The 19,866-nt window shown below is 41.4% G+C and carries 21 protein-coding genes and 1 riboswitch; of the genes, 15 read left to right on the forward strand and 6 right to left on the reverse strand.

The genetic code is table 11. The features are described 5' to 3' along the window. The first annotated feature begins 247 nt into the window (after positions 1 to 247). The 4 genes from mecA to pepF all read left to right on the forward strand — a co-directional run bounded on the left by mecA (position 248) and on the right by pepF (position 5,884). Entirely contained in the window at positions 248 to 913 is a 666-nt protein-coding gene (mecA, locus tag C5695_RS06050; protein ID WP_117729957.1) for an adaptor protein MecA, read from the forward strand. An 86-nt stretch (positions 914 to 999) separates the two neighbouring features. Continuing rightward, entirely contained in the window at positions 1,000 to 2,520 is a 1,521-nt protein-coding gene (cls, locus tag C5695_RS06055) for a cardiolipin synthase (RefSeq protein ID WP_117729958.1), read from the forward strand. 162 nt (positions 2,521 to 2,682) lie between these two features. Further along, on the forward strand, positions 2,683 to 3,843 hold the full coding sequence (locus C5695_RS06060; protein ID WP_117729959.1) for a competence protein CoiA: 1,161 nt from the start codon (positions 2,683 to 2,685) through the stop codon (positions 3,841 to 3,843). 214 nt (positions 3,844 to 4,057) lie between these two features. After that, entirely contained in the window at positions 4,058 to 5,884 is a 1,827-nt protein-coding gene (gene pepF, locus C5695_RS06065) for an oligoendopeptidase F (RefSeq protein WP_316246676.1), read from the forward strand. A gap of 102 nt (positions 5,885 to 5,986) precedes the next feature. Here the strand turns inward: pepF and C5695_RS06070 are convergent, their stop codons facing one another. From C5695_RS06070 to C5695_RS06090, 5 genes are all read right to left on the reverse strand, one after another. Further along, complete coding sequence (locus C5695_RS06070) at positions 5,987 to 6,160, reverse strand: hypothetical protein (RefSeq protein WP_117729960.1); 174 nt, start codon at positions 6,158 to 6,160, stop codon at positions 5,987 to 5,989. Between the two features lie 295 nt (positions 6,161 to 6,455). Further along, complete coding sequence (locus tag C5695_RS06075; RefSeq protein WP_117729961.1) at positions 6,456 to 7,367, reverse strand: ClpXP adapter SpxH family protein; 912 nt, start codon at positions 7,365 to 7,367, stop codon at positions 6,456 to 6,458. Further along, on the reverse strand, positions 7,364 to 7,762 hold the full coding sequence (locus C5695_RS06080; RefSeq protein WP_117729962.1) for a globin domain-containing protein: 399 nt from the start codon (positions 7,760 to 7,762) through the stop codon (positions 7,364 to 7,366). Before C5695_RS06080 ends, C5695_RS06075 begins: the two co-directional genes overlap by 4 nt. 276 nt (positions 7,763 to 8,038) lie before the next feature. Further along, positions 8,039 to 8,806 (reverse strand): lytic transglycosylase domain-containing protein, encoded by a 768-nt coding sequence (locus tag C5695_RS06085; RefSeq protein ID WP_117729963.1) that lies wholly within the window; start codon positions 8,804 to 8,806, stop codon positions 8,039 to 8,041. A gap of 21 nt (positions 8,807 to 8,827) precedes the next feature. Beyond that, on the reverse strand, positions 8,828 to 9,406 hold the full coding sequence (locus C5695_RS06090; protein WP_117729964.1) for a CYTH domain-containing protein: 579 nt from the start codon (positions 9,404 to 9,406) through the stop codon (positions 8,828 to 8,830). A gap of 236 nt (positions 9,407 to 9,642) precedes the next feature. Here C5695_RS06090 and C5695_RS06095 point away from each other — a divergent pair, with 236 nt between their 5' ends. The 4 genes from C5695_RS06095 (at position 9,643) to C5695_RS06110 (ending at position 12,448) form a co-directional block, all read left to right on the forward strand. Continuing rightward, positions 9,643 to 10,008: a UPF0738 family protein gene (locus C5695_RS06095; protein ID WP_117729965.1), complete on the forward strand. Its 366-nt coding sequence runs from the start codon at positions 9,643 to 9,645 to the stop codon at positions 10,006 to 10,008. Positions 10,009 to 10,041: 33 nt separating this feature from the next. Next, positions 10,042 to 10,671, forward strand: a complete 630-nt coding sequence (locus tag C5695_RS06100; RefSeq protein ID WP_008348457.1) for a GTP diphosphokinase — start codon at positions 10,042 to 10,044, stop codon at positions 10,669 to 10,671. A 65-nt stretch (positions 10,672 to 10,736) separates the two neighbouring features. Then, positions 10,737 to 11,537, forward strand: coding sequence for an NAD kinase (locus C5695_RS06105; RefSeq protein ID WP_117729966.1), 801 nt, complete (start codon positions 10,737 to 10,739; stop codon positions 11,535 to 11,537). 17 nt (positions 11,538 to 11,554) lie between these two features. Continuing rightward, positions 11,555 to 12,448, forward strand: a complete 894-nt coding sequence (locus C5695_RS06110; RefSeq protein WP_187441799.1) for an RluA family pseudouridine synthase — start codon at positions 11,555 to 11,557, stop codon at positions 12,446 to 12,448. Between the two features lie 42 nt (positions 12,449 to 12,490). On the opposite strand, the gene prpE is transcribed toward C5695_RS06110, so the two are convergent. Beyond that, on the reverse strand, positions 12,491 to 13,234 hold the full coding sequence (gene prpE, locus C5695_RS06115; protein ID WP_117729968.1) for a bis(5'-nucleosyl)-tetraphosphatase PrpE: 744 nt from the start codon (positions 13,232 to 13,234) through the stop codon (positions 12,491 to 12,493). Between the two features lie 162 nt (positions 13,235 to 13,396). Between prpE and C5695_RS06120 the strand changes: the two genes are divergently transcribed. The 7 genes from C5695_RS06120 (at position 13,397) to C5695_RS06150 (ending at position 19,866) form a co-directional block, all read left to right on the forward strand. After that, a complete protein-coding gene (locus C5695_RS06120; RefSeq protein WP_117729969.1) occupies positions 13,397 to 15,238 on the forward strand; it encodes a monovalent cation:proton antiporter family protein in 1,842 nt (613 codons plus the stop codon). 59 nt (positions 15,239 to 15,297) lie between these two features. Beyond that, positions 15,298 to 15,407, forward strand: a riboswitch (TPP riboswitch). A 78-nt stretch (positions 15,408 to 15,485) separates the two neighbouring features. Next, positions 15,486 to 16,196, forward strand: coding sequence for a thiaminase II (gene tenA / locus C5695_RS06125; protein ID WP_117729970.1), 711 nt, complete (start codon positions 15,486 to 15,488; stop codon positions 16,194 to 16,196). Further along, positions 16,171 to 16,788: a thiazole tautomerase TenI gene (tenI, locus tag C5695_RS06130; protein WP_117729971.1), complete on the forward strand. Its 618-nt coding sequence runs from the start codon at positions 16,171 to 16,173 to the stop codon at positions 16,786 to 16,788. The genes tenA and tenI overlap by 26 nt, the downstream gene beginning before the upstream one ends. After that, complete coding sequence (thiO, locus tag C5695_RS06135; protein WP_117729972.1) at positions 16,772 to 17,884, forward strand: glycine oxidase ThiO; 1,113 nt, start codon at positions 16,772 to 16,774, stop codon at positions 17,882 to 17,884. Before tenI ends, thiO begins: the two co-directional genes overlap by 17 nt. Further along, positions 17,881 to 18,084 carry a sulfur carrier protein ThiS gene (gene thiS / locus C5695_RS06140; protein ID WP_117729973.1) on the forward strand — a complete coding sequence of 68 codons (204 nt, stop codon included), beginning with the start codon at positions 17,881 to 17,883 and terminating at the stop codon, positions 18,082 to 18,084. Before thiO ends, thiS begins: the two co-directional genes overlap by 4 nt. A gap of 4 nt (positions 18,085 to 18,088) precedes the next feature. Continuing rightward, on the forward strand, positions 18,089 to 18,856 hold the full coding sequence (locus tag C5695_RS06145) for a thiazole synthase (RefSeq protein WP_117729974.1): 768 nt from the start codon (positions 18,089 to 18,091) through the stop codon (positions 18,854 to 18,856). After that, positions 18,853 to 19,866, forward strand: coding sequence for a thiazole biosynthesis adenylyltransferase ThiF (locus C5695_RS06150; protein WP_117729975.1), 1,014 nt, complete (start codon positions 18,853 to 18,855; stop codon positions 19,864 to 19,866). Before C5695_RS06145 ends, C5695_RS06150 begins: the two co-directional genes overlap by 4 nt.

Genomic DNA, 19,866 nt, shown 5'->3' on the forward strand with positions numbered 1-19,866 from the left:
CCTAATAAAGCTCGTACAACCAATATATGAAGACAATTCAAATATATGTTTCTCCAAGTTTTCTCTGCAAAAAATGCGTTTTTATTTCTTTTATTCATGTTTTATCATAAAATAGACAGTACGAAGCAATAGCTCAATTCTTTAAACGGTTAACATGTAGACGGAACGGGTAAAGTGTAGTAAAGTACTATTAATTGGGAGCTTGTATGTCCCTTCAACATCTTATATAGAAGGGAAGGTTGGCAAAATGGAAATCGAAAGAATAAATGAACATACAGTAAAATTTTATATGTCCTACGGTGATATTGAAGATCGCGGATTTGACCGTGAAGAGATTTGGTATAATCGTGAGCGCAGTGAAGAGCTGTTTTGGGAAGTAATGGATGAAGTGCACGAAGAAGAAGAATTTGCAGTTGAGGGACCACTTTGGATTCAAGTGCAGGCACTTGATAAAGGTCTTGAAATTGTCGTGACGAAAGCCCAACTTTCTAAAGATGGACAAAAGCTCGAATTGCCGATTCCAGAAGATAAAAAAGATCAAACAGATGAAGAAAGTCTAGACGCACTGCTTGATGATTTTCATAAAGAAGAGCAAGATCAAGATGACCATAATGAGAAGGACAAAAAACTTCAACTTCAATTTGTGTTAAAAATGGATGACTTTGAAGATTTGATTGCACTTTCTCAATTAAATATGCAGGATTTTACCACGAGTTTATATTCGTTTGAAAACCGTTATTATCTATATGTTGACTTCCACGAGGATTTGTCAGATGAGCAAGTGGAGAATAAGCTCAGCATTTTGCTTGAATATGCTCATGAATCAGTAGTCAGCATTTACAGACTGAAAGAGTACGGTCAGCTGATTATCGAAGGGAACGCCCTTGAAACGATTCAACAGCACTTCTCGTAACCAATAAAAAGTCGATTTCTATAGAGGAATCGGCTTTTTTATCTGAATGAATAAGTAAATAAAGAGATCGGCAAGGAGAAAATGAAATGAGAAATTTAGTTAAAGTTCTATTTTTTCTTATCATTACGATAGGTGCTTATTTGGTCATTCAAATCATTGCCGGTGATTTGGCGGTAAGTGTATTAAGTTCGATCAGTGTTCTATTCACTTTATCGATTATCTTCATCGGGTTTGTCATTTTCTTGGAGAACCGTAATCCGTCTCAAACGATTACGTGGCTTGTCCTTCTTGGGAGTTTTCCGTTATTTGGCTTTTTGTTTTACATTTTCTTTGGACGCAATATTAAAAAGCGCCGTCTGTTTGAAAAGAAAGCCGCGTTGGACGAACAGTTAATCCAGGAAGATGAACATATTCATAGAGAAGCGATTGAAAAAATGACGCATATGGGTGATCATCAGCAGCTCTTATTTAAGCTGGCCCACAGACTTGGACATACCCCTATTACGTACCGCACGTCCTCTAAAGTCTTAACCAATGGAGAAGAAACATTCTCTCATATTTTTGAAGAAATCAAAAAAGCAACACATCACATTCACCTAGAATATTATATTCTCCGCCACGATGACCTTGGGCAAGAATTAAAGGATATTCTAATTGAAAAAGCGAAAAATGGCGTGATTGTCCGTTTCTTATATGACGATGTAGGAAGCTTAAAGCTCTCACGTCAATATATTGCTGACCTAGAAAAGGCCGGCGTTCAGATCGTTCCATTTTTACCTGTAAGGCTACCTCTGTTAAATAATAAAATCAACTTCCGAAATCACCGGAAAATCGTCGTGATTGATGGTGAAGTCGGATTTGTCGGCGGGCTGAACATTGGAGACGAATATATGGGCAGAAGCAGACAATATGGATTTTGGCGTGACACGCATATGATGATTAAGGGTGAAGCTGTTCGAGACCTGCAGCAGATTTTCATGCAAGATTGGTATTATATGACGAATGAAAGATGCTCAGGTGTGGACTATTTTAAAGATTTCAGTCACCTTGAAAGCACAACAGAAGGCGTACAAATGATCGCAGGCGGTCCTGATAAACAGTGGGAGGTTATCAAAAATCTCTTTTTCTCCATGATCATCTCTGCCAAAAAGTCTATTTGGATCGCTTCACCGTATTTTGTGCCGGATGATGATATTTTGTCCGCATTGAAAATTGCTGCATTAAGCGGAGTAGATGTACGAATTATTGCTCCGAAGAATCCAGATAAACGGATCGTTTTCCATGCGTCTCGTTCATACTTCCCAGAGCTTCTGGAAGCAGGGGCGAAGGTGTATGAGTATGATCAAGGCTTTATGCATAGTAAATTTATTATTGTGGATAGTGAGCTGGCTTCGATTGGAACGGCCAACATGGATATGAGAAGCTTTCATTTGAATTTTGAAGTGAATGCCTTCCTCTATAAAACGAAGAGCACAGAGAAGCTCGTTAATGACTTCTTAGGTGATTTAGAGCAGTCACATGAAATTGTCCTAGAAGAATTTGCTAAGAGACCTTTGAGGGTAAGACTGTTTGAATCCACAGCAAGATTATTATCACCACTATTATAAAGATTGTATTTTCCCCCTTACTATTAGGGGGATTTTTAATTTTGGGGGAGAAAAACATGAGTAAAATCATGTTTTCACACAATAAAAGTTCATTTTGCTTATTCGCTCTCTTATATACGAACAAGCTATAATACGTTCATCAAAAAGTAAGGGGAGAGCTGAATGAATGCAGCGATTATGGATAACGGAAAGCTTATTCGAATTACACATCATTTATCGAAAAAACGTCTGGAGCATGTAAGGACGACGTGCAAATTTTATTGTCCTGAATGCAGAGAAGAGGTGCAATTAAAGCTTGGTGAACATCGCGTCTTTCATTTTGCACATAAACAGCTGACAGCTTGTCCGTTCGCCAGAGGTGAAACGGCTTATCATCAGGCAGGGAAGGAAGCTATTTTGAGTTGGCTAGAGCGGCTTGGACATAAACCAGTGCTGGAGAGTTATGTTTCAAAGATTCAGCAGCGTCCTGACGTGACTGTCTCTATTGGAGATACAAGCTATGCAATTGAATATCAATGTTCGAATATTTCCCGGCAAGAGCTGCGCAATAGAACAGCAGGACTTCGTGAAGCAGGTCTATTCCCAATATGGGTAATTGGGGCAAATCGTTTAAAGCGGATATCTGCTCAGCTCTTTTCCTTCTCTTCCATTCATTGGGGGATGTTAAGGGAATCACAGAATAAGAGTCTGATTTTTTATTGTCCGCTTCAGAATAGGTTCATCCAACTTGCTCAATTCCTCGTATTTCAACCGACGAAAGTATGTGCTGCTATGACTGTCAGACCGCCATCAGCATATGGCGGTCTTTCTGCACTCCTATCTCCGCCTTTAAGCAAAAGAATGGTACACAAGCAATGGCTTAGGTGTATACAGCAATTTAGAGAGCGGCCTCCGCGTATTTTATCAAACGAAAGCAAACGATTGAGAGACGTGTTCTATGAGCATCATCAAACGGCTTTCCCTTTTCTGCCGACCGAATTATTTATCCCGCTGCAAGAAGCGTATATCTTTACAAGCCCTGTTTATGTTTGGCAGGGGTGTCTGTTTGATTGGATAATAAGGAAAAAAGGAAATCGTCCAGTAACGATTCAATTGCTCATGAAAGAAATCAAGCGGTGTGTGAAGATGAAAGAAATCAAGCTTCGATTTAGCGATGTTTCAATAGGAGAAATGAAAAAAGTCATGACGGCATATGTAAATGCGCTTGTCAGACAAGGGTTTTTACACATGACGAAAAAGGGTAATTATGAAGTAGCGTCGAACCATGTGCCGTTACAAACAGTAGATGAAGCGTTCAAACGTGATGCTTTCTTATTTCATTAGCATGTTTCATGCCCACTTTGTTCATGATAAGAAAAAGGTGGTGCTGCGATTGAATAAGAAGAAACGCTTTTTTCTCATTTTTTTAGTCTGTTTGGTATTTATTTCTGCATATGATTTGACAAATATAGTTCAAAACAAAGAAGATAAATACAACACCAATTTCTTTCACTTTCCGAAAGGTTGGTTCAACACAACTTATGCAAGGGGGATTCATATGACTTCACAAAGCAAAAACAACCATTTACCAGACAGAAGCGAAGTAAAAGAAGAAAACAAATGGCGTCTTGAAGATATTTTTGAAAGCGTCGATGCGTGGAACAAGGAATTCGAAGTGGTCAAAAAAGAAATTCCTAAGCTGGCCCAATTTAAAGGCAAGCTGGCCCATTCTGCTGATGTGCTGTATGAAGCCCTAACCTTTCAGGATCAACTTTCTGAAAAGCTTGGCAAGCTTTATACATATGCGCACATGAAATACGATGAAGATACGACAAACTCATCATTTCAAGCGCTGAATGATAAGGCGTCGAATTTATTTACGCAGCTCTCTAGTACATCTGCTTATATTGTTCCAGAGATTTTATCGATTCAGGAAGATAAATTGCAGCAGTTTATTTTGGAAAAAGAAGAATTAAAACTATATTCCCATGCTCTTGAAGAAATTAATAAAGAGCGTCCACATATTTTAAGTGAGGAGCAAGAAGCTTTATTAGCTGAGGCCTCTGAACCTCTTTCAACTTCTTCTACTACTTTTAGTATGTTTAACAATGCCGATATTTCATTCCCTTCTGTAAAGGATGAAAACGGAGAAGAAAAGAAGATTACACACGGTAACTTCATCACATTTTTAAACAGTGATGATCGTGAAGTGAGAAAGAATGCCTTTAAAGCTGTGTATAAAACGTATGATCAGTATAAAAACACACTTGCTTCAACACTGAGCGGCTCGATTAAAAAAGATAATTTTTATGCAAAAGTACGAAATTATAAATCGGCAAGAGAATCAGCCCTATCACGAAACAGTATTCCAGAAGAAGTATATGACAATCTAATTGATACAGTTCATCAATATTTACCTTTATTACACCGTTATATTGAATTACGCAAAAAGGTATTAAAGCTTGATGAAGTGCACAATTATGACTTGTATACACCACTTGTGAAAGATGCTGGCATGAAGCTAACCTACGATGAAGCAAAGGATTATATGCTAAAAGGATTAGCGCCATTAGGAGAAGAATATGTCTCCGTTTTAAAAGAGGGGCTTAACAATCGCTGGGTAGATGTTTATGAGAACAAAGGAAAACGAAGCGGTGCGTATTCATCTGGAAGCTATGGCACAAATCCATATATCCTTATGAACTGGCAAAATAATATTGATAATTTATTTACACTGGCTCATGAATTTGGTCACTCTGTCCACAGTTACTATACAAGAAAACACCAGCCATATCCGTATGGCAACTACAGTATCTTTGTAGCTGAAGTGGCTTCCACTACAAATGAAGCGTTACTTGGCGAATACTTGCTTCATCATTTAGAGGATAAAAAACAGCGTTTGTATGTGTTAAATCACTTGTTAGAAGGGTTTAGAGGAACGGTATTCAGACAGACGATGTTTGCCGAGTTTGAGCATCTTATTCATGTGAAAGCACAAGAAGGAGAGGCTTTAACGCCAGAATTCATGACGAACCTTTATTACGACCTGAATAAGAAGTATTTTGGAGACGGCATGGTTGTGGATAAGGAAATCGGATTAGAATGGACGAGAATTCCTCATTTCTACTACAACTATTATGTATATCAATATGCGACAGGCTATAGTGCTGCTCAGGCATTGAGTAAGCAAATATTAGAAGAAGGAAAACCTGCGGTGGAGCGCTACACAGACTTCCTTAAAGCAGGGAGCTCAGATTACCCAATCAATGTACTGAAAAAAGCAGGTGTTGATATGGCTTCGAAAGAACCAATCGAAGCAGCATGCAAATTGTTCGAAGAAAAACTGAAAGAAATGGAAGAGCTCATCTCTAGAACGGGTGAGTAACGAAAAGACTTCTGTCAGACGTGTGAGTGAAAACTCATCTTTTGACAGGAGTTTTTTACCATACAAAAAGACCTCTTCGCATGTAGAGGTCTTTCCTTATCATCAGCCTTTAAACCCTTTAAAGGTCTTCCGGTGGTTCATTCGATAAAGTGTAAAAAGAATTGAAGCAAATAAGAGCGGGGAGGTGAGATAAAGAGGAAGCATTTTCATTAAGCCTAATATATTTAAAAAGAAAAATAAGCCTATGGCAACAAGTCCAATAGTTGTGCTGCGCATGCAGATCCCTCCATTTTTTCGTTACTTTCACTATATGAAAGTGACTACCCTCTTATGTTTTGTGACAAAAATATGAACATATAGTATATCTGTTGTCATAAGTCGACAAAATTTGATATACTACAGATGTGAAATTAATCACATACAAACATTACCCCTTTGTTTGACCGTGAAAAATTTCTCCCATCCCCTTTGTTGTCGTTAAGACATAGTGAAACCGCGCTTATCCCGGCGCGGTTTCTTCGTACCTAAAAATAGAACAAATGTTCCTTTTTGAGATAAAGAAAAACATGGGTCAGCACCCATGTTCATTCTCACAGCGATAGACATCAAGATCTGAATGATGGTCATTTTCTTTATAGCGCCAAAACATTTCTTGATGTACTTGCACACGTTCTACTTTTTTAGCGAAAGCCAGTTTTTTCATTTCTCGTTCAACTTCTTCAAGCGTTAGGTCATAGACAACAGCAATTTCTTTGGCGGATGCAAATTGAAAGTAAGCAATAAACCATTCAAGTGGAGGCCGTTCTGAAGGTGTTGGTTTTTCACCAATCATTTCAAAAAGGATTTCCTCGTATACATCGTAAGAATAAGCTCCTGAAATTTTTAGCCCTTCATCTCCGTTGACTGTATTAAAAAAGGCGAAGGTTGGAAGCTCAGATACGTCCATTTCAGCGGCAATTTTCATATCACATTTTAATGCTTTAACAGCACTTTGAGAATGAATATCGCGCTGGAATTCTTCGATGTCCAGCCCAGCACATTTTGCATTTTCTAGCAGGACATGTTCACTCGTGACATCTTGCTGATGACAAAAAAGGGACTCTTGAATGAGGCGCAAAAATTTCATTCCACATTTTCTGCCTTGAAGCTCAGCCGCTTTTAATGCAAGCGAGGCGAGATAGGGGGAAGTCACAATTTGTTCAGACAGCATTTGTTCTTTTTTGGTCTGAGTTTTGGTCGCAAATTTCCCCCATGCTTCGGTCAGTAAATGCTTTTTCCTTTTGCGATTCAATGCATTAATACTAGAACTTGTCACCGTTCGTAAAGTGAAGAAACGGCCGTACTTCATTTTCAATTTTTTAATGGATGGCTCTAATAACCAGCAGTCTGGGCTTAGAGGGTCAATGAATACATAGATTTCAATCGGCTTTTGAGGATGTCCGTGACAGTGTGAGAAATATTGATCGTGCGTATTGCAGCTCAAGGTCGTCCATCCTTTTCAGGTGTTTGATTAACCATATGACGAGCCGTTAGAGAAAGCCGCTCAAATAAAAAGTCACGAATATCGCCGGTTAGTCCTACTTGATCCATTGCATCCTCCATGCATTCAAGCCATGCGTCAGCCCGCTCCTCAGTAATTGGAAAAGGGAGATGTCTCGCCCGCAGCATGGGGTGACCATGCTCCTCTGTATAAAGCGGGGGTCCGCCTAAATATTGCGTTAAAAACTGTTTTTGTTTTCTTGCTGTTTCTTTTAAGTCATCCGGGAAAATAGGATGAAGCAAAGGATGACACTTTACATTTTCATAAAAAGTATCAACAAGTTGCGATAGAAGTTCCTCTCCAACCGCTTCGTAAGGTGCGTTAAACGATTGTACCATGTTGACTACTCCTTTTACTCGTAGTTAATAGGATGAAGCGCCCTATTATGAATTCATTTATTTCAAAAGTGATATTCAGTTTGTTCTATTTTATTGTTTCTATTCTTGTATATTTATTTTAACAACCTCAACTCAATTCCACAAACAAACCGCTTTGGTCTATTGGAAATAAAGAAAGAGGCGGGTTCCGTGATCAATTGACCATATCATAACACATTCAGTCAAAAAAGGGTGAAAAGCGACATACAAAAAACCGAAGAGGTTATTCTCTTCGGTTTAAGCGAAATATTGAGATGTGATTTTCTTTACATAATTTTGAGTTTCTTTAAATGGTGGAATGCCGCCGTATTTATCAACATTGCCTGAGCCTGCATTATAGGCGGCTAAGGCGAGTGAGACATTCCCATTATATTTCTGAAGCATTTGTTTGATATATTTCGTGCCACCCTCAATGTTTTGGGCCGCATCAAAAGCATTATTTACACCAAGTGACTTAGCAGTAGATGGCATGAGTTGCATGAGGCCAAGTGCTCCTGCATGGCTGACCGCATTCGTACGATAGCCGGATTCTTGCTTGATGACTGCATGAATTAGTTTCTCTGGAACACCGTGTTTTTGAGCCATTTGTGACACGATTTGATTAATCTCTTTTGATGACGAGCCGCTTGAGACAGCTTTTTGAAGTGGCGGCGTGTAGCTGTTGTTTAAAACATTCCCAATCCCATTTGCTGTATTCAATTGAGTGTCATTCGCATATAAAGATTGAGCTTGAAGCGGCTCACTGCCGGCCATAGCAGACAAGTATGGGTTTGTACGCGCGTACTGCGTGTTTGGAGCGGTTGATGGGTCCGTTCCCATAAACGCAGAAATGGAAAGCGGCAGGCGTGATAATTCTGATCCGCCTAGAAAATCTTGCAGCAGTGACTGAAAAGAAGTTTGTGCATTCGATTCCTGGCCAGTTGGCATTTGCGTTTGTCCCGGGTCTGTTTGTAACGTTTTAAGTGCTTGAAGCTGCATAAAGGATTGAAGTTGATTGACGTTCATCATGTTCCTCCTTCAAGGAATTCATCTATTCTCTGTTTTCATTTTCTCTTCATAAAAACGAACAACTTTGTTTTTCGTTTTGCGTACAGGGATTTGGAATTGTTGGAGCAATGCGGAGAATGCGGCTTGTCCGATTTCCAGATCGCTCACTTCAAATTCAAGTTCATAGTCCTCTACTGTTAAATATCGGCTATGATCCAAAACAATTAAGCCTTCTTTGATCATTTTTTCTGCTCTTGATGTTTCAAGTGAACCAAAGAACACAATTTGATCCGTTTGAATGTTCAGGTGATCTAGCCTGTCCGCCACTTCACCTTCTGGCAGCTGAAAATCGTCAAGGCTTGAAGGAGGAGAGATTGTTTGATGGGTTTCAAGCAAGCCTATCTCGTGCGGTTCCTTTAACGTGAGGACCCATTGTCCGTCTTTTTCTCTCATTCTTAATGCAGCAAATTGAGATTTTATATCAAATTGAGGAGTATCAAAATAATAGTTGGTTTGCGTGTGAAAATCCGCATCCTTCAATTGAAAATGTTGTTTCAGCTGTTCAAATTCTTCTTTCATTAATAACTGCTTTAATTCTATTTCAATTTCCTGCGCCATCTTAACATCAACCTTTCATTTAGAGGAAATATGATTATTGTACATGAAGTATGTTCACCATGTAAAAGACTGTTTTTTCTCTTCTTTTTTCTTTACACATGTGACAAAAAGAATAGAGAATCATATGAAGGGAACCTTTTACAGAAGAAAACAGGATTTTCTCAAAAAGTTCGGTTTATCAATATTGAACTTGATATGATAAAATAAAGCTGTACTTTGTTGTAAAGGAGATCATGATGCAAAACCGAATTGAAATCGCAGAAGCAACTTTAAAAGAAGACAGGCTGATTTTGACGACCAAGTCAGAAGAGCAAATCCAAAAAGCAAAAGCATCAGGACAAATGCTTGTTGATTCTGATCACTTTGCGTTCGTTTACATACTTGAAAACGAGGAGTCCTTTTCGTATCTTATCTTAGGGGAACATACTTGGGCTCCATTAAAAGAAGCAATGAATCATGACCTCCCTGTCTATTTGGCAGCGGAAGATCATTTGTTAGAACTCATTCAGCTTCATCAAGAATTACATTATTTAATCGACAATATTAAAGACAATGCCAATTACGGAGATATGGAAGAGAAAGTGAATAGCACATTCCTCTGAAATAATTAGGTATATGGAATTGGGGGAAGTTTCATGGACAAAAAACAATGGGATCAATTCCTCGCACCGTATAAACAAGCAGTCGAAGAATTAAAAGTGAAACTAAAAGGCATTCGAAAGCTGTATGAATTCGAGGATGACCATTCACCAGTAGAATTTGTCACAGGCCGAGTGAAGCCCGTTGCCAGCATATTAGAAAAAGCAAAGCGTAAAAACATCCCAATGCATGAAATCGAAACGATGCAGGATATTGCGGGGCTTCGCATTATGTGCCAGTTTGTAGAAGATATACAAGTCGTGAAAAAAATGCTTCAGTCACGAAAAGACTTTGTGGTTGTAGATAAACGCGACTATATTGCAGAACATAAAGAAAGCGGATACCGCTCGTACCACCTTGTTGTGTTATATCCGCTGCAAACGATCAACGGAGAGAAGCAGCTCCTCGTCGAAATCCAAATTCGTACACTTGCGATGAACTTTTGGGCGACCATTGAGCATTCTCTGAATTATAAATATAGCGGGAATATCCCGGAGAAAGTCAAGCAGCGCCTTCAAAGAGCGTCTGAGGCAGCATCTCTTCTTGATGATGAGATGTCTGAAATCAGAGGGGAAATTCAAGAGGCACAGGTGGCATTTTCCCGGAAAAAGAAAAACGATAGCTGAGCCTGAGCTTGATCAAATATGATGCTGCCCTCTTATAGCAGCAAGGTGGAAAAGGAGAAGAATTCATGAAATTTGCAGTTTCTTCGAAAGGGAATTCTGTATCTGACACACTCAAAAATAAAATCCAGACCTACTTGTTAGATTTTGGGATGGAACTCAATGAAGAAGAACCAAATATCGTCATTACGGTCGGTGGTGACGGCACTCTTCTTTATGCGTTTCATCGCTATAGCGACCGTCTGAATGAAACAGCTTTTGTCGGTGTTCATACAGGTCATCTTGGCTTTTATGCTGACTGGGTGCCGAGTGAAATTGAAAAACTCGTATTAGCTATTGCGAAAACGCCTTATCACATTGTGGAATATCCAATCTTAGAAGTCATTGTCAGATACAACGACGGCGGCAGAGAAGAGAAATATTTAGCCATGAATGAATGTACGATTAAGAGCATGGAAGGGACGCTTGTGGCAGATGTTGAAATTAGGGGTCAGCTGTTTGAAACATTCAGAGGTGACGGTCTTTGTCTGTCTACACCATCTGGCAGCACAGCCTATAATAAAGCACTTGGGGGCGCCATTATTCACCCTTCCATTAGAGCGATTCAGCTGGCAGAAATGGCTTCAATCAATAACCGAGTGTTTCGAACGGTCGGTTCACCGCTCATTTTGCCAGACCACCATACTTGTGTCATTAAACCGATGAATGATGTCGATTTTCAAGTAACCATTGATCATTTGACGCTGCTGCATAAGGACGTCAAATCCATTCAATGCCGGGTTGCAGACGAGAATGTCCGTTTTGCCCGATTTAGACCATTTCCGTTTTGGAAAAGGGTGCAAGATTCCTTTATCGGAAAAGGAGAATAAGAAAGAGGTCGTTCTCGCTGGAATACTTTACGTTAAACAAAACCATGACAGCCAAAGAAGAAGGCAGACTGTTGAAGGACTACTTAATCGATCTTGGCATTTCAAAAAGAATGCTGACAGATATTAAATTTGATGGCGGTGACCTCCTTATTAATGGAGAGCATGTCACCGTGAGATATGAGCTGCGGGAGGGAGACAGGCTTACCATTTTATTTCCTGAGGAAAAAGTGAGTGAAGGGCTGAAGCCTACACCGATTCCGCTTGATATTCTATTTGAGGATGAGCACGTCCTAGTGCTGAATAAAAAGCCATATATTCCATCTATTCCTTCCCGGGAGCACCCAGAGCATAGTATTGCGAATGGATTGCTGCATCATTATGCTGAGCAGTCTGTCAGGCTGACAGTTCATTTGGTGAACCGCCTTGATCGTGATACATCTGGCGTGATGCTCGTGGCCAAGCACCGTTTTGCCCACAGCCTTTTATCAAAAGCGCAAAAAAGTGGAGCGGTCAAACGAACATACAGAGCGTTTACACATGGCATGATCACAGAAAAGCGCGGCACCATTCGGGCAAAAATTGCTCGAAAAGGAGATAGTATCATCGAGCGAATGGTCAATGATGCTGGACAGGAAGCTGTGACACATTTTACAGTGCGTGCGGTGGACGCTGAGTTGAATATGTCGGATGTGGTTCTAGCACTTGAAACGGGGAGAACACATCAAATTCGTGTGCACATGCAGTTCCTTGGTCATCCACTCATCGGAGATACGCTATATGGAGGAACGAGTGAGCGGATGGATCGGCAGGCGCTGCATAGTGAGACCCTTGTCTTTCCTCATCCAATGACTGGAGAGCAAATGACATTTTCTGCTCCGCTTCCTGAAGACATGGCATCATTGCTGCTTTAAATAAAGAAACCCGGTCACCTGCAAGAGCAGGGCCAGGTTTCTTTATGATGTGAAATGCTGAAATCTTGAATCATCATAAGGCATAGAGGAAGGAACAGAGACTGTTTCAAGCTCAGGATATGTGAGGGCAGACAGCTGATGGCCAAATACGCAGCCAGTATCAATATTGACGGTTCTGCCGACGAATCTCGGTTCTTTCACGGGTGTGTGGCCATATACAATCCAAGGTTTTCCGTGGTACTCTTTTGCCCAGTCCTTCCGTACAGTCCTTCCGTCCGGCCACGTTTCTCCTGTGACGGCGCCAAATAATAAATAGGAGCGCATCTGTTTGTTCGGCTTTCTTCCAATGTCCTTTTCCTTCATCGCTGCGTGAGCAATAATGAGTTCATCAGGAATGAGCACATCATAAAGAGGTGCCTTCTCAAACAACTGCTTAAATTCATGTGACAATTCCGTTTGTTCATGAAGGGGCAGTTTTTTTATTTCGTTCACAGTGGTTTCGATGCCATGAAGTAATTTCACGGGGTTTCCTTTCAAATAGCGATAAAGCTTAAAGCAATGGTTGCCAGGTACGTAGCGGATCGCGCCGTGAGAATAGGCATGAATGACAAATCGCATCACATCTACTGATTGAGGGCCACGATCTGTTAAATCACCGACAAGGGCTAGCGTTCTCTTATCAGGATGGACGGGTAATCCATGTTTGAGTTCGTATCCTAGTTTGTGTATGAGGGTAAGCAGCTCTTCGTAGCAGCCGTGGATATCACCAATGATATCAAATTTCATAAGATTTCCTCCTGATCTTTCTCATCCATTCATCGGGTTTAAAAAAGTTTGAATTTTAGAACATATACCGAATGGCTTTCTTTTCATTTAGGCAATTGTTAGAATCAATGCTTTAATGTAAAACTTAAAAGATTAAACATCAATGTTAGGAGGCTTTAGCCAATGGAGCATACATCTGTTTCATCACTCGTTGTCGTTATTATTGTTGCCTTTTTCACCCCCATTTTATTGCACCGATTTAAGCTGACCATTCCAGTCGTTGTTGCTGAAATCATCATGGGGCTCATCATTGGAAAAAGCGGTCTTCAACTGGTAGTCGAACATGATGCGTGGTTAGATACGTTATCCATGCTCGGTTTTATTTTTCTGATGTTTTTAAGTGGACTTGAAATAGATTTTTCTTCTTTTGAATCAAAGAAGAAGGCACGACAACTTCCAAATGGTCTAAAAGAACCAAATACGTTTAAAGCAGCCATCATTATTTTTCTTGGGGTATTTAGTATTTCCTTTATCCTGTCCTATGCGTTTGTGCTTGCAGGATTTATTCAAAATGCCTTTTTAATGACGCTTATTATATCGACCATTTCATTAGGGGTAGTCGTCCCAACCTTAAAAGAGGAAAAACTGATGCAGACGAATATCGGCCAAATCATTCTGCTTGTCGCTGTCATTGCTGATTTGGTTACAATGATTTTACTTGCTGTGTTTTCCTCCATTTATGGCGATGGAACAGGGAATATGTGGCTTCTGCTCTTATTATTTGCTGCGGGCATTCTTCTTTATTTATTTGGCCGCGTATTTAAGACGAAGTCCATTTTTGAGTCCATGTCAAAAGGAACGGTACAAATTGGGACAAGGGCGATCTTTACTCTCATTATAGTCTTAGTTGCCTTATCTGAATCACTCGGTGCTGAAAATATTCTTGGGGCCTTTTTAGCAGGCGTGCTTGTATCCCTTCTTTCGCCAAATAAAGAGCTTGTCCAGCAGCTCGATTCATTTGGTTACGGCTTTTTAATCCCGATCTTTTTTGTCATGGTCGGAGTGGATCTGAATATATGGGCACTGTTCAAGGACCCAACCATTATGATCATGATCCCGCTGCTATTCATTGCATTGCTTGTGAGTAAGCTCATCCCGATTCTCTATTTGAAAAAATGGTATGACATGAAAAAAGTGATCGGCTCTGGCTTTTTATTAACATCGACATTATCACTCGTCATTGCAGCGGCGACGATTGGGGAGCGACTTGGGATCATTGACCATAAAATGTCTGGAGCCTTGATTTTAGTCGCAGTACTGACGAGCATTTTAACGCCTGTTTGGTTCAAAGCGTTGTTTAAAAAAGAACAAGTTGCGAGCCATAAAAAGCGTGTGACCTTTATTGGTGCCAATCAGCTGACCTTACCTGTCACACTTGATTTGCATCAGGATGAATATGATATTCGCATTTTGCATGTCTTTCAAGAAAATAAGGAAACGCTGCTGGCAGACTCCATCTTTGAAGTCGAATCAATTGAACAATACGACGATGAAACGCTGCGCAAGGCAGGCATCGGCCAGGAGGATGTCCTCGTCGTCGCAACAGGCAGCGAGACAAAAAATAAGGAAATTGCATTATTTGCAAAGCAAGAAGGAGCGAAACAAGTCATTGCGAGTGTGAGCAAAGCTGAGGCAGAGCTGACATTAAAGGAAGCTGGCATTGATACATTTTCTAATTTCTTATCATCTAAAACGGTGCTAAGAGCCTTAATTGAAGCACCGGATGCGATTCGATTATTAACAAATGAGGATACTTCTTTGTATCAAATTCAGATGAACAATCATCGTTATCACAATGTCATGCTGAGGGAATTTCCGTTTACCGGTGATTTGGTTTTTGTCCGTATTTTCAGAGGAGTAGACAGCTTAGTACCCCATGGGGATACGACGCTTAGAAGCGGTGACCGTGTGCTTGTATCGGGTTCTCGTGAGTATGTGGCAGGACTTAGAGCCCAATTAGAGTAACAATGAACCCTTGACCAATGAACAATTCCTGATTAAGATAGAGATACAACATCATATATTTGATCCACTAGGGGAGTCCTTTAAAAGGGCTGAGATAAAAGTGTCGACTTTTAGACCCTCATTACCTGAACAGGTTCATACCTGCGTAGGGAAGTGGTGCGGTTTTTGACTATGCTTTTTACAAATTCCAAGCCACTTTCCACGCGGAAAGTGGCTTTTTTATATGGAAAAACAGGAGGAGAGGAATATGACATTTTCAATTGAATGTAAAGAAGCAGCAGCAACATGGTGGAATGGGAGCTTTACACACCCCTTTGTCAAAGGGATTGGAGATGGCACATTGTCGCTTGATCGTTTCACTTATTACGTGATGCAGGATTCATATTATTTAACTCACTTTGCAAAGGTGCAAGCATATGGAGCAGCGATTAGTGAGGACTTACATACAACAGGCAGAATGGCTTATCATGCGCAGGGCACGTATGAAGCGGAGCTGTCGCTGCATAGAAAGTTCACAGAGCTTCTCGAGATTTCAGATGAAGCCATCAAGAACTTTAAGCCTTCACCCACTGCATATGCATATACCTCTCATATGTACCGATCTGTGAAAAGCGGACGATTTGAAGAGATATTAGCCGCATTATTACCGTGCTACTGGCTCTATTATGAGGTGGGGGAAAAGCTGAAACAAACCACACCTGACCATCCGATTTATCAGGAGTGGATTTTGACATATGGAGGAGATTGGTTTAAGGAGCTCGTCTTTGAACAGGTCAACCGATTTGATGAACTAGCAGAGAAAGCACCGGAACATGTACGAGCCAATATGAAAGAAAATTTTGTGATTTCAAGCTATTACGAATATCATTTCTGGGAGATGGCGTATCAAAAAGAAACATGGCAAACAGCATGCTTAGATGGGGTTGGTGCTAATGGAACTCCACGCAGTGACAAATGATTCGCTTCCTGTGGATGAACTGAGCAAACAAATAAAAGCGATCACGTCTGAAGTGGATTTCATTCACATTCGGGAACGGTCGAAAACAGCAAGTGAGCTTGTTAATCTTGTGAAACATCTGCTTTTAGAAGGTGTGCCAAAAGAGAAGCTCGTCATCAATGACCGAGTGGACGTTGCACTGCTGACCAATATTCACCGCGTACATCTCCCTGGTCATAGCTTTTCGCCAAAAGAACTGCGGAAAAAATTCCCTCACCTTCATGCGGGTGTCTCTGTTCATTCGCTAGAAGAAGCGAAAGCAGCGGAGAAAAATGGAGCAGAGTATGTCATGTTTGGGCACGTATATGAAACCACTTGTAAACCAGGACTTCAGGCAAGGGGTGTACAGCTTGTGAAAGAACTGACATCAGCACTGTCTATTCCGGTGGTGGCCATTGGTGGATTGACACCTGACCGAATTCCAGAAATGAGACTCACAAATGTGAAAGGGATTGCTGTCATGTCTGGAATTTTTACTCATCGCGAGCCGCACATCATGGCACAAGCATTTTCTAAAAAGGTAAAGGAGAATCCTTATGAAGAAGCATTATGACGTTGCAATCATTGGTGGTGGAATCATAGGAATGTCCGTTGCCTATCACCTTGCAAAAGCAGGAAAGCAGGTCATCTTACTTGAGGCGAATGAGGTAGGGAAGCAAACGACAAGTGCGGCTGCCGGGATGCTCGGTGCACATGCTGAAGGAGAGGGTCATGAGGATATTTTTTTTCAAGCAGGTAGAGCCAGTCAGGCATTGTACGAAAAATTAAAAGTCGATCTTTTGCATGAATCTGGCATTGATATTCGAACATCAGCGGGCGGTATTATGAAGGTGGCCTTTACAGAAGAAGAAAAACAAACGCTTTGCCGGATGCAGCATTTGCCTACATTTGAGTGGCTTGATGCAAGCGACGTAAAAAAATATATGCCTCAAATAGCAGATAACATCTTAGGGGCAGGTTTGATTAAAGAGGATGTCCATGTTGAACCTTATGCGGTATGCAGAGCATTTTGGCAGGCGGCGGTCCGGTACGGAGCAGATGTGAAAGAGTGTACACCTGTGATTGAAGTGAAGCGGGACAAAGAAGCGTTAGCTATTAGAACAACGAAGGGAACATTCACATGTGATGATTTGACTGTAGCGAGTGGTGTATGGTCTGGCCATTTTTTTGAAGAGCTTGGATTATCGCATTCTCTTTATCCAGTAAAAGGGGAATGTGTGTCTGTATGGAATCATGGTCCAGCACTCGCACACACCATTTATCATGATCATTGTTATATCGTTCAACGAGATAGCGGAAAACTGGTCGTCGGCGCAACGATGAAGCCAAACGAGTGGCAGGCTGTGCCAACGCTTGGCGGCATCGAAGCTGTGATTCAAAAGGCGTCTCAGCTTATGCCTTCGATCAAGGAGATGCCGATTGATGAGTGCTGGGCAGGTCTTCGTCCGGCGACAAGCGACCGGCATCCCTACATCGGAAGACATCCAGAAGATCATCGTATTTCTTTCGCCGCAGGGCATTACAGAAATGGTATTTTACTTGCCCCGATAACCGGAGAAATCATTCGCGACTTAATATTAGGCGAACCGGTCCAAAAGGAATGGCTTCACGCATTTCGTATTGGCCGAAAGGAGGCACTGTTTGTATGAAAATTCAATTGAATGGCAGAATCGTTGATTTCGATCAAGAGAATGGAACGATTGATGATCTGCTATCAGCCTATCAGCTTGAACATCGAGTAGTGATCGTGGAAAAGAACCGAGAAATCATTGATAAAGAAGCGTTCAAACGAGAAAAAATTCAACCAAATGACACGATTGAAATCGTTCACTTTGTAGGAGGAGGATGACAACATGCTGCACATTGGCGGAAAAACATTCACATCAAGACTATTACTTGGTACAGGAAAATACCCATCATTTGAAGTACAAAAAGAAGCGGTGAACGTATCAGAAGCAGAAATTTTAACCTTTGCTGTGAGAAGAATGAACATTTTTGAAGCATCTCAGCCTAATTTTTTGGAACAGCTTGATTTATCAACGTATACGCTGCTTCCGAATACAGCGGGTGCAAGTACAGCGGAAGAGGCAGTTCGTATTGCCCGTTTAGCGAAGGCATCTGGATTGTGTGACATGATCAAGGTAGAAGTCATTGGCTGCTCAAGGTCTCTTCTACCAGATCCAGTCGAAACGTTAAAAGCATCTGAAATGCTACTCGAAGAAGGGTTTATCGTGCTGCCATATACATCGGATGATGTGGTGCTGGCAAGAAAATTAGAAGAACTCGGTGTCCATGCCATCATGCCGGGCGCTTCGCCAATTGGTTCAGGACAAGGCTTGCTCAACCCTCTGAATCTCTCATTTATTATCGAGCAGACGAAGGTACCGGTGATTATTGATGCTGGTGTAGGCTCTCCGAAGGATGCAGCTTATGCGATGGAGCTAGGGGCTGACGCTGTATTACTGAACACAGCTGTGTCAGGTGCAAAGGACCCTGTGAAAATGGCAAAAGCCATGAAGCTGGCGATTGAATCAGGAAGACTAGGCTTTGAGGCAGGGCGGATTCCTTTGAAAAACTATGGGACAGCAAGCAGTCCTCAGGAAGGAATGCCGGCATTGTGAGCACACGTTATTCTCGACAAGAGCTTTTTCCGCCAATCGGTACAGAGGGGCAAAAGCGATTAAGTGACTCAAAGGCCGTCATTATTGGGGCAGGAGCACTTGGAACAGCTAGTGCTGAAATGCTCGTTCGGGCTGGCGTCGGATCTGTCACTATTTTGGATCGAGATTATATTGAATGGAGCAATCTTCAGCGCCAGCAGCTATACACAGAGCAAGATGTGCTGGAGCGGCTGCCAAAGGCTGTAGCGGCTGAAAAAAGACTCAGGCAGATAAATAGTGACGTGATCGTCAAAGGAATCGTCGTCGATGTGACCGCTCATCAAATTGATGAACTTGTCAGCGGCGCGTCGATGATCGTTGATGCAGCGGATAACTTTGAGGTGAGGATGATTGCGAATGATGCTGCGATCAAACATCAAATTCCGTTTCTTTATGGAGCTTGTGTCGCCAGCTATGGTATTCAGTTTACTGTTATTCCTGGTGAGACGCCGTGTTTGCACTGCCTGCTTGAACATTTACCCGCACAAGGCATGACCTGTGACACAGCCGGTATCATTAGTCCAGTGGTACAGCAGGTGGCGGCATATCAAGTGGCAGATGCACTGAAGTATTTAACAGGTCATCAAGTGACGCCGATTTTAAGATCGTTTGATTTATGGACGAATGAGCGATCTGACATTCGGTCTGCCAGCTCCTTAAAGAAGAAGCAATGTCCAAGCTGTGGACTGAAGACATATCCATTTCTCTCCTATGACCGCAGTGCGAAGGCAGATGTACTATGCGGACGTAATACGGTACAAATCCGCAGTGCAGCTGAAACTCCGCCGCCATTACACGAAGTGGCCCTTCGGTTAAAGAAAGCAGGGATGGATGTGCTTGAAAACCCGTATTTGCTTTCTTGTCAAAAGGATGAGTATAAGCTCGTCTTATTTAAAGATGGCAGAGCACTTGTCCATGGTACAAATGATATGGCAAAAGCAAGAACCATTTATCATCAATGGATTGGCTAA

This window comes from Bacillus pumilus (genome assembly GCF_003431975.1).
Taxonomy (GTDB): domain Bacteria; phylum Bacillota; class Bacilli; order Bacillales; family Bacillaceae; genus Bacillus; species Bacillus pumilus_N.

Excerpts from the sequence above, each read along its gene's own strand:
- mecA (WP_117729957.1), top strand. The coding sequence starts at position 248 with ATGGAAATCGAAAGAATAAATGAACATACAGTAAAATTTTATATGTCC.
- cls (WP_117729958.1), top strand. The coding sequence starts at position 1,000 with ATGAGAAATTTAGTTAAAGTTCTATTTTTTCTTATCATTACGATAGGT.
- C5695_RS06060 (WP_117729959.1), top strand. The coding sequence starts at position 2,683 with ATGAATGCAGCGATTATGGATAACGGAAAGCTTATTCGAATTACACAT.
- pepF (WP_316246676.1), top strand. The coding sequence starts at position 4,058 with ATGACTTCACAAAGCAAAAACAACCATTTACCAGACAGAAGCGAAGTA.
- C5695_RS06070 (WP_117729960.1), bottom strand. The coding sequence starts at position 6,160 with ATGCGCAGCACAACTATTGGACTTGTTGCCATAGGCTTATTTTTCTTT.
- C5695_RS06080 (WP_117729962.1), bottom strand. The coding sequence starts at position 7,762 with ATGGTACAATCGTTTAACGCACCTTACGAAGCGGTTGGAGAGGAACTT.
- C5695_RS06085 (WP_117729963.1), bottom strand. The coding sequence starts at position 8,806 with ATGAACGTCAATCAACTTCAATCCTTTATGCAGCTTCAAGCACTTAAA.
- C5695_RS06090 (WP_117729964.1), bottom strand. The coding sequence starts at position 9,406 with ATGGCGCAGGAAATTGAAATAGAATTAAAGCAGTTATTAATGAAAGAA.
- C5695_RS06095 (WP_117729965.1), top strand. The coding sequence starts at position 9,643 with ATGCAAAACCGAATTGAAATCGCAGAAGCAACTTTAAAAGAAGACAGG.
- C5695_RS06100 (WP_008348457.1), top strand. The coding sequence starts at position 10,042 with ATGGACAAAAAACAATGGGATCAATTCCTCGCACCGTATAAACAAGCA.
- C5695_RS06105 (WP_117729966.1), top strand. The coding sequence starts at position 10,737 with ATGAAATTTGCAGTTTCTTCGAAAGGGAATTCTGTATCTGACACACTC.
- prpE (WP_117729968.1), bottom strand. The coding sequence starts at position 13,234 with ATGAAATTTGATATCATTGGTGATATCCACGGCTGCTACGAAGAGCTG.
- C5695_RS06120 (WP_117729969.1), top strand. The coding sequence starts at position 13,397 with ATGGAGCATACATCTGTTTCATCACTCGTTGTCGTTATTATTGTTGCC.
- tenA (WP_117729970.1), top strand. The coding sequence starts at position 15,486 with ATGACATTTTCAATTGAATGTAAAGAAGCAGCAGCAACATGGTGGAAT.
- tenI (WP_117729971.1), top strand. The coding sequence starts at position 16,171 with ATGGAACTCCACGCAGTGACAAATGATTCGCTTCCTGTGGATGAACTG.
- thiO (WP_117729972.1), top strand. The coding sequence starts at position 16,772 with ATGAAGAAGCATTATGACGTTGCAATCATTGGTGGTGGAATCATAGGA.
- thiS (WP_117729973.1), top strand. The coding sequence starts at position 17,881 with ATGAAAATTCAATTGAATGGCAGAATCGTTGATTTCGATCAAGAGAAT.
- C5695_RS06145 (WP_117729974.1), top strand. The coding sequence starts at position 18,089 with ATGCTGCACATTGGCGGAAAAACATTCACATCAAGACTATTACTTGGT.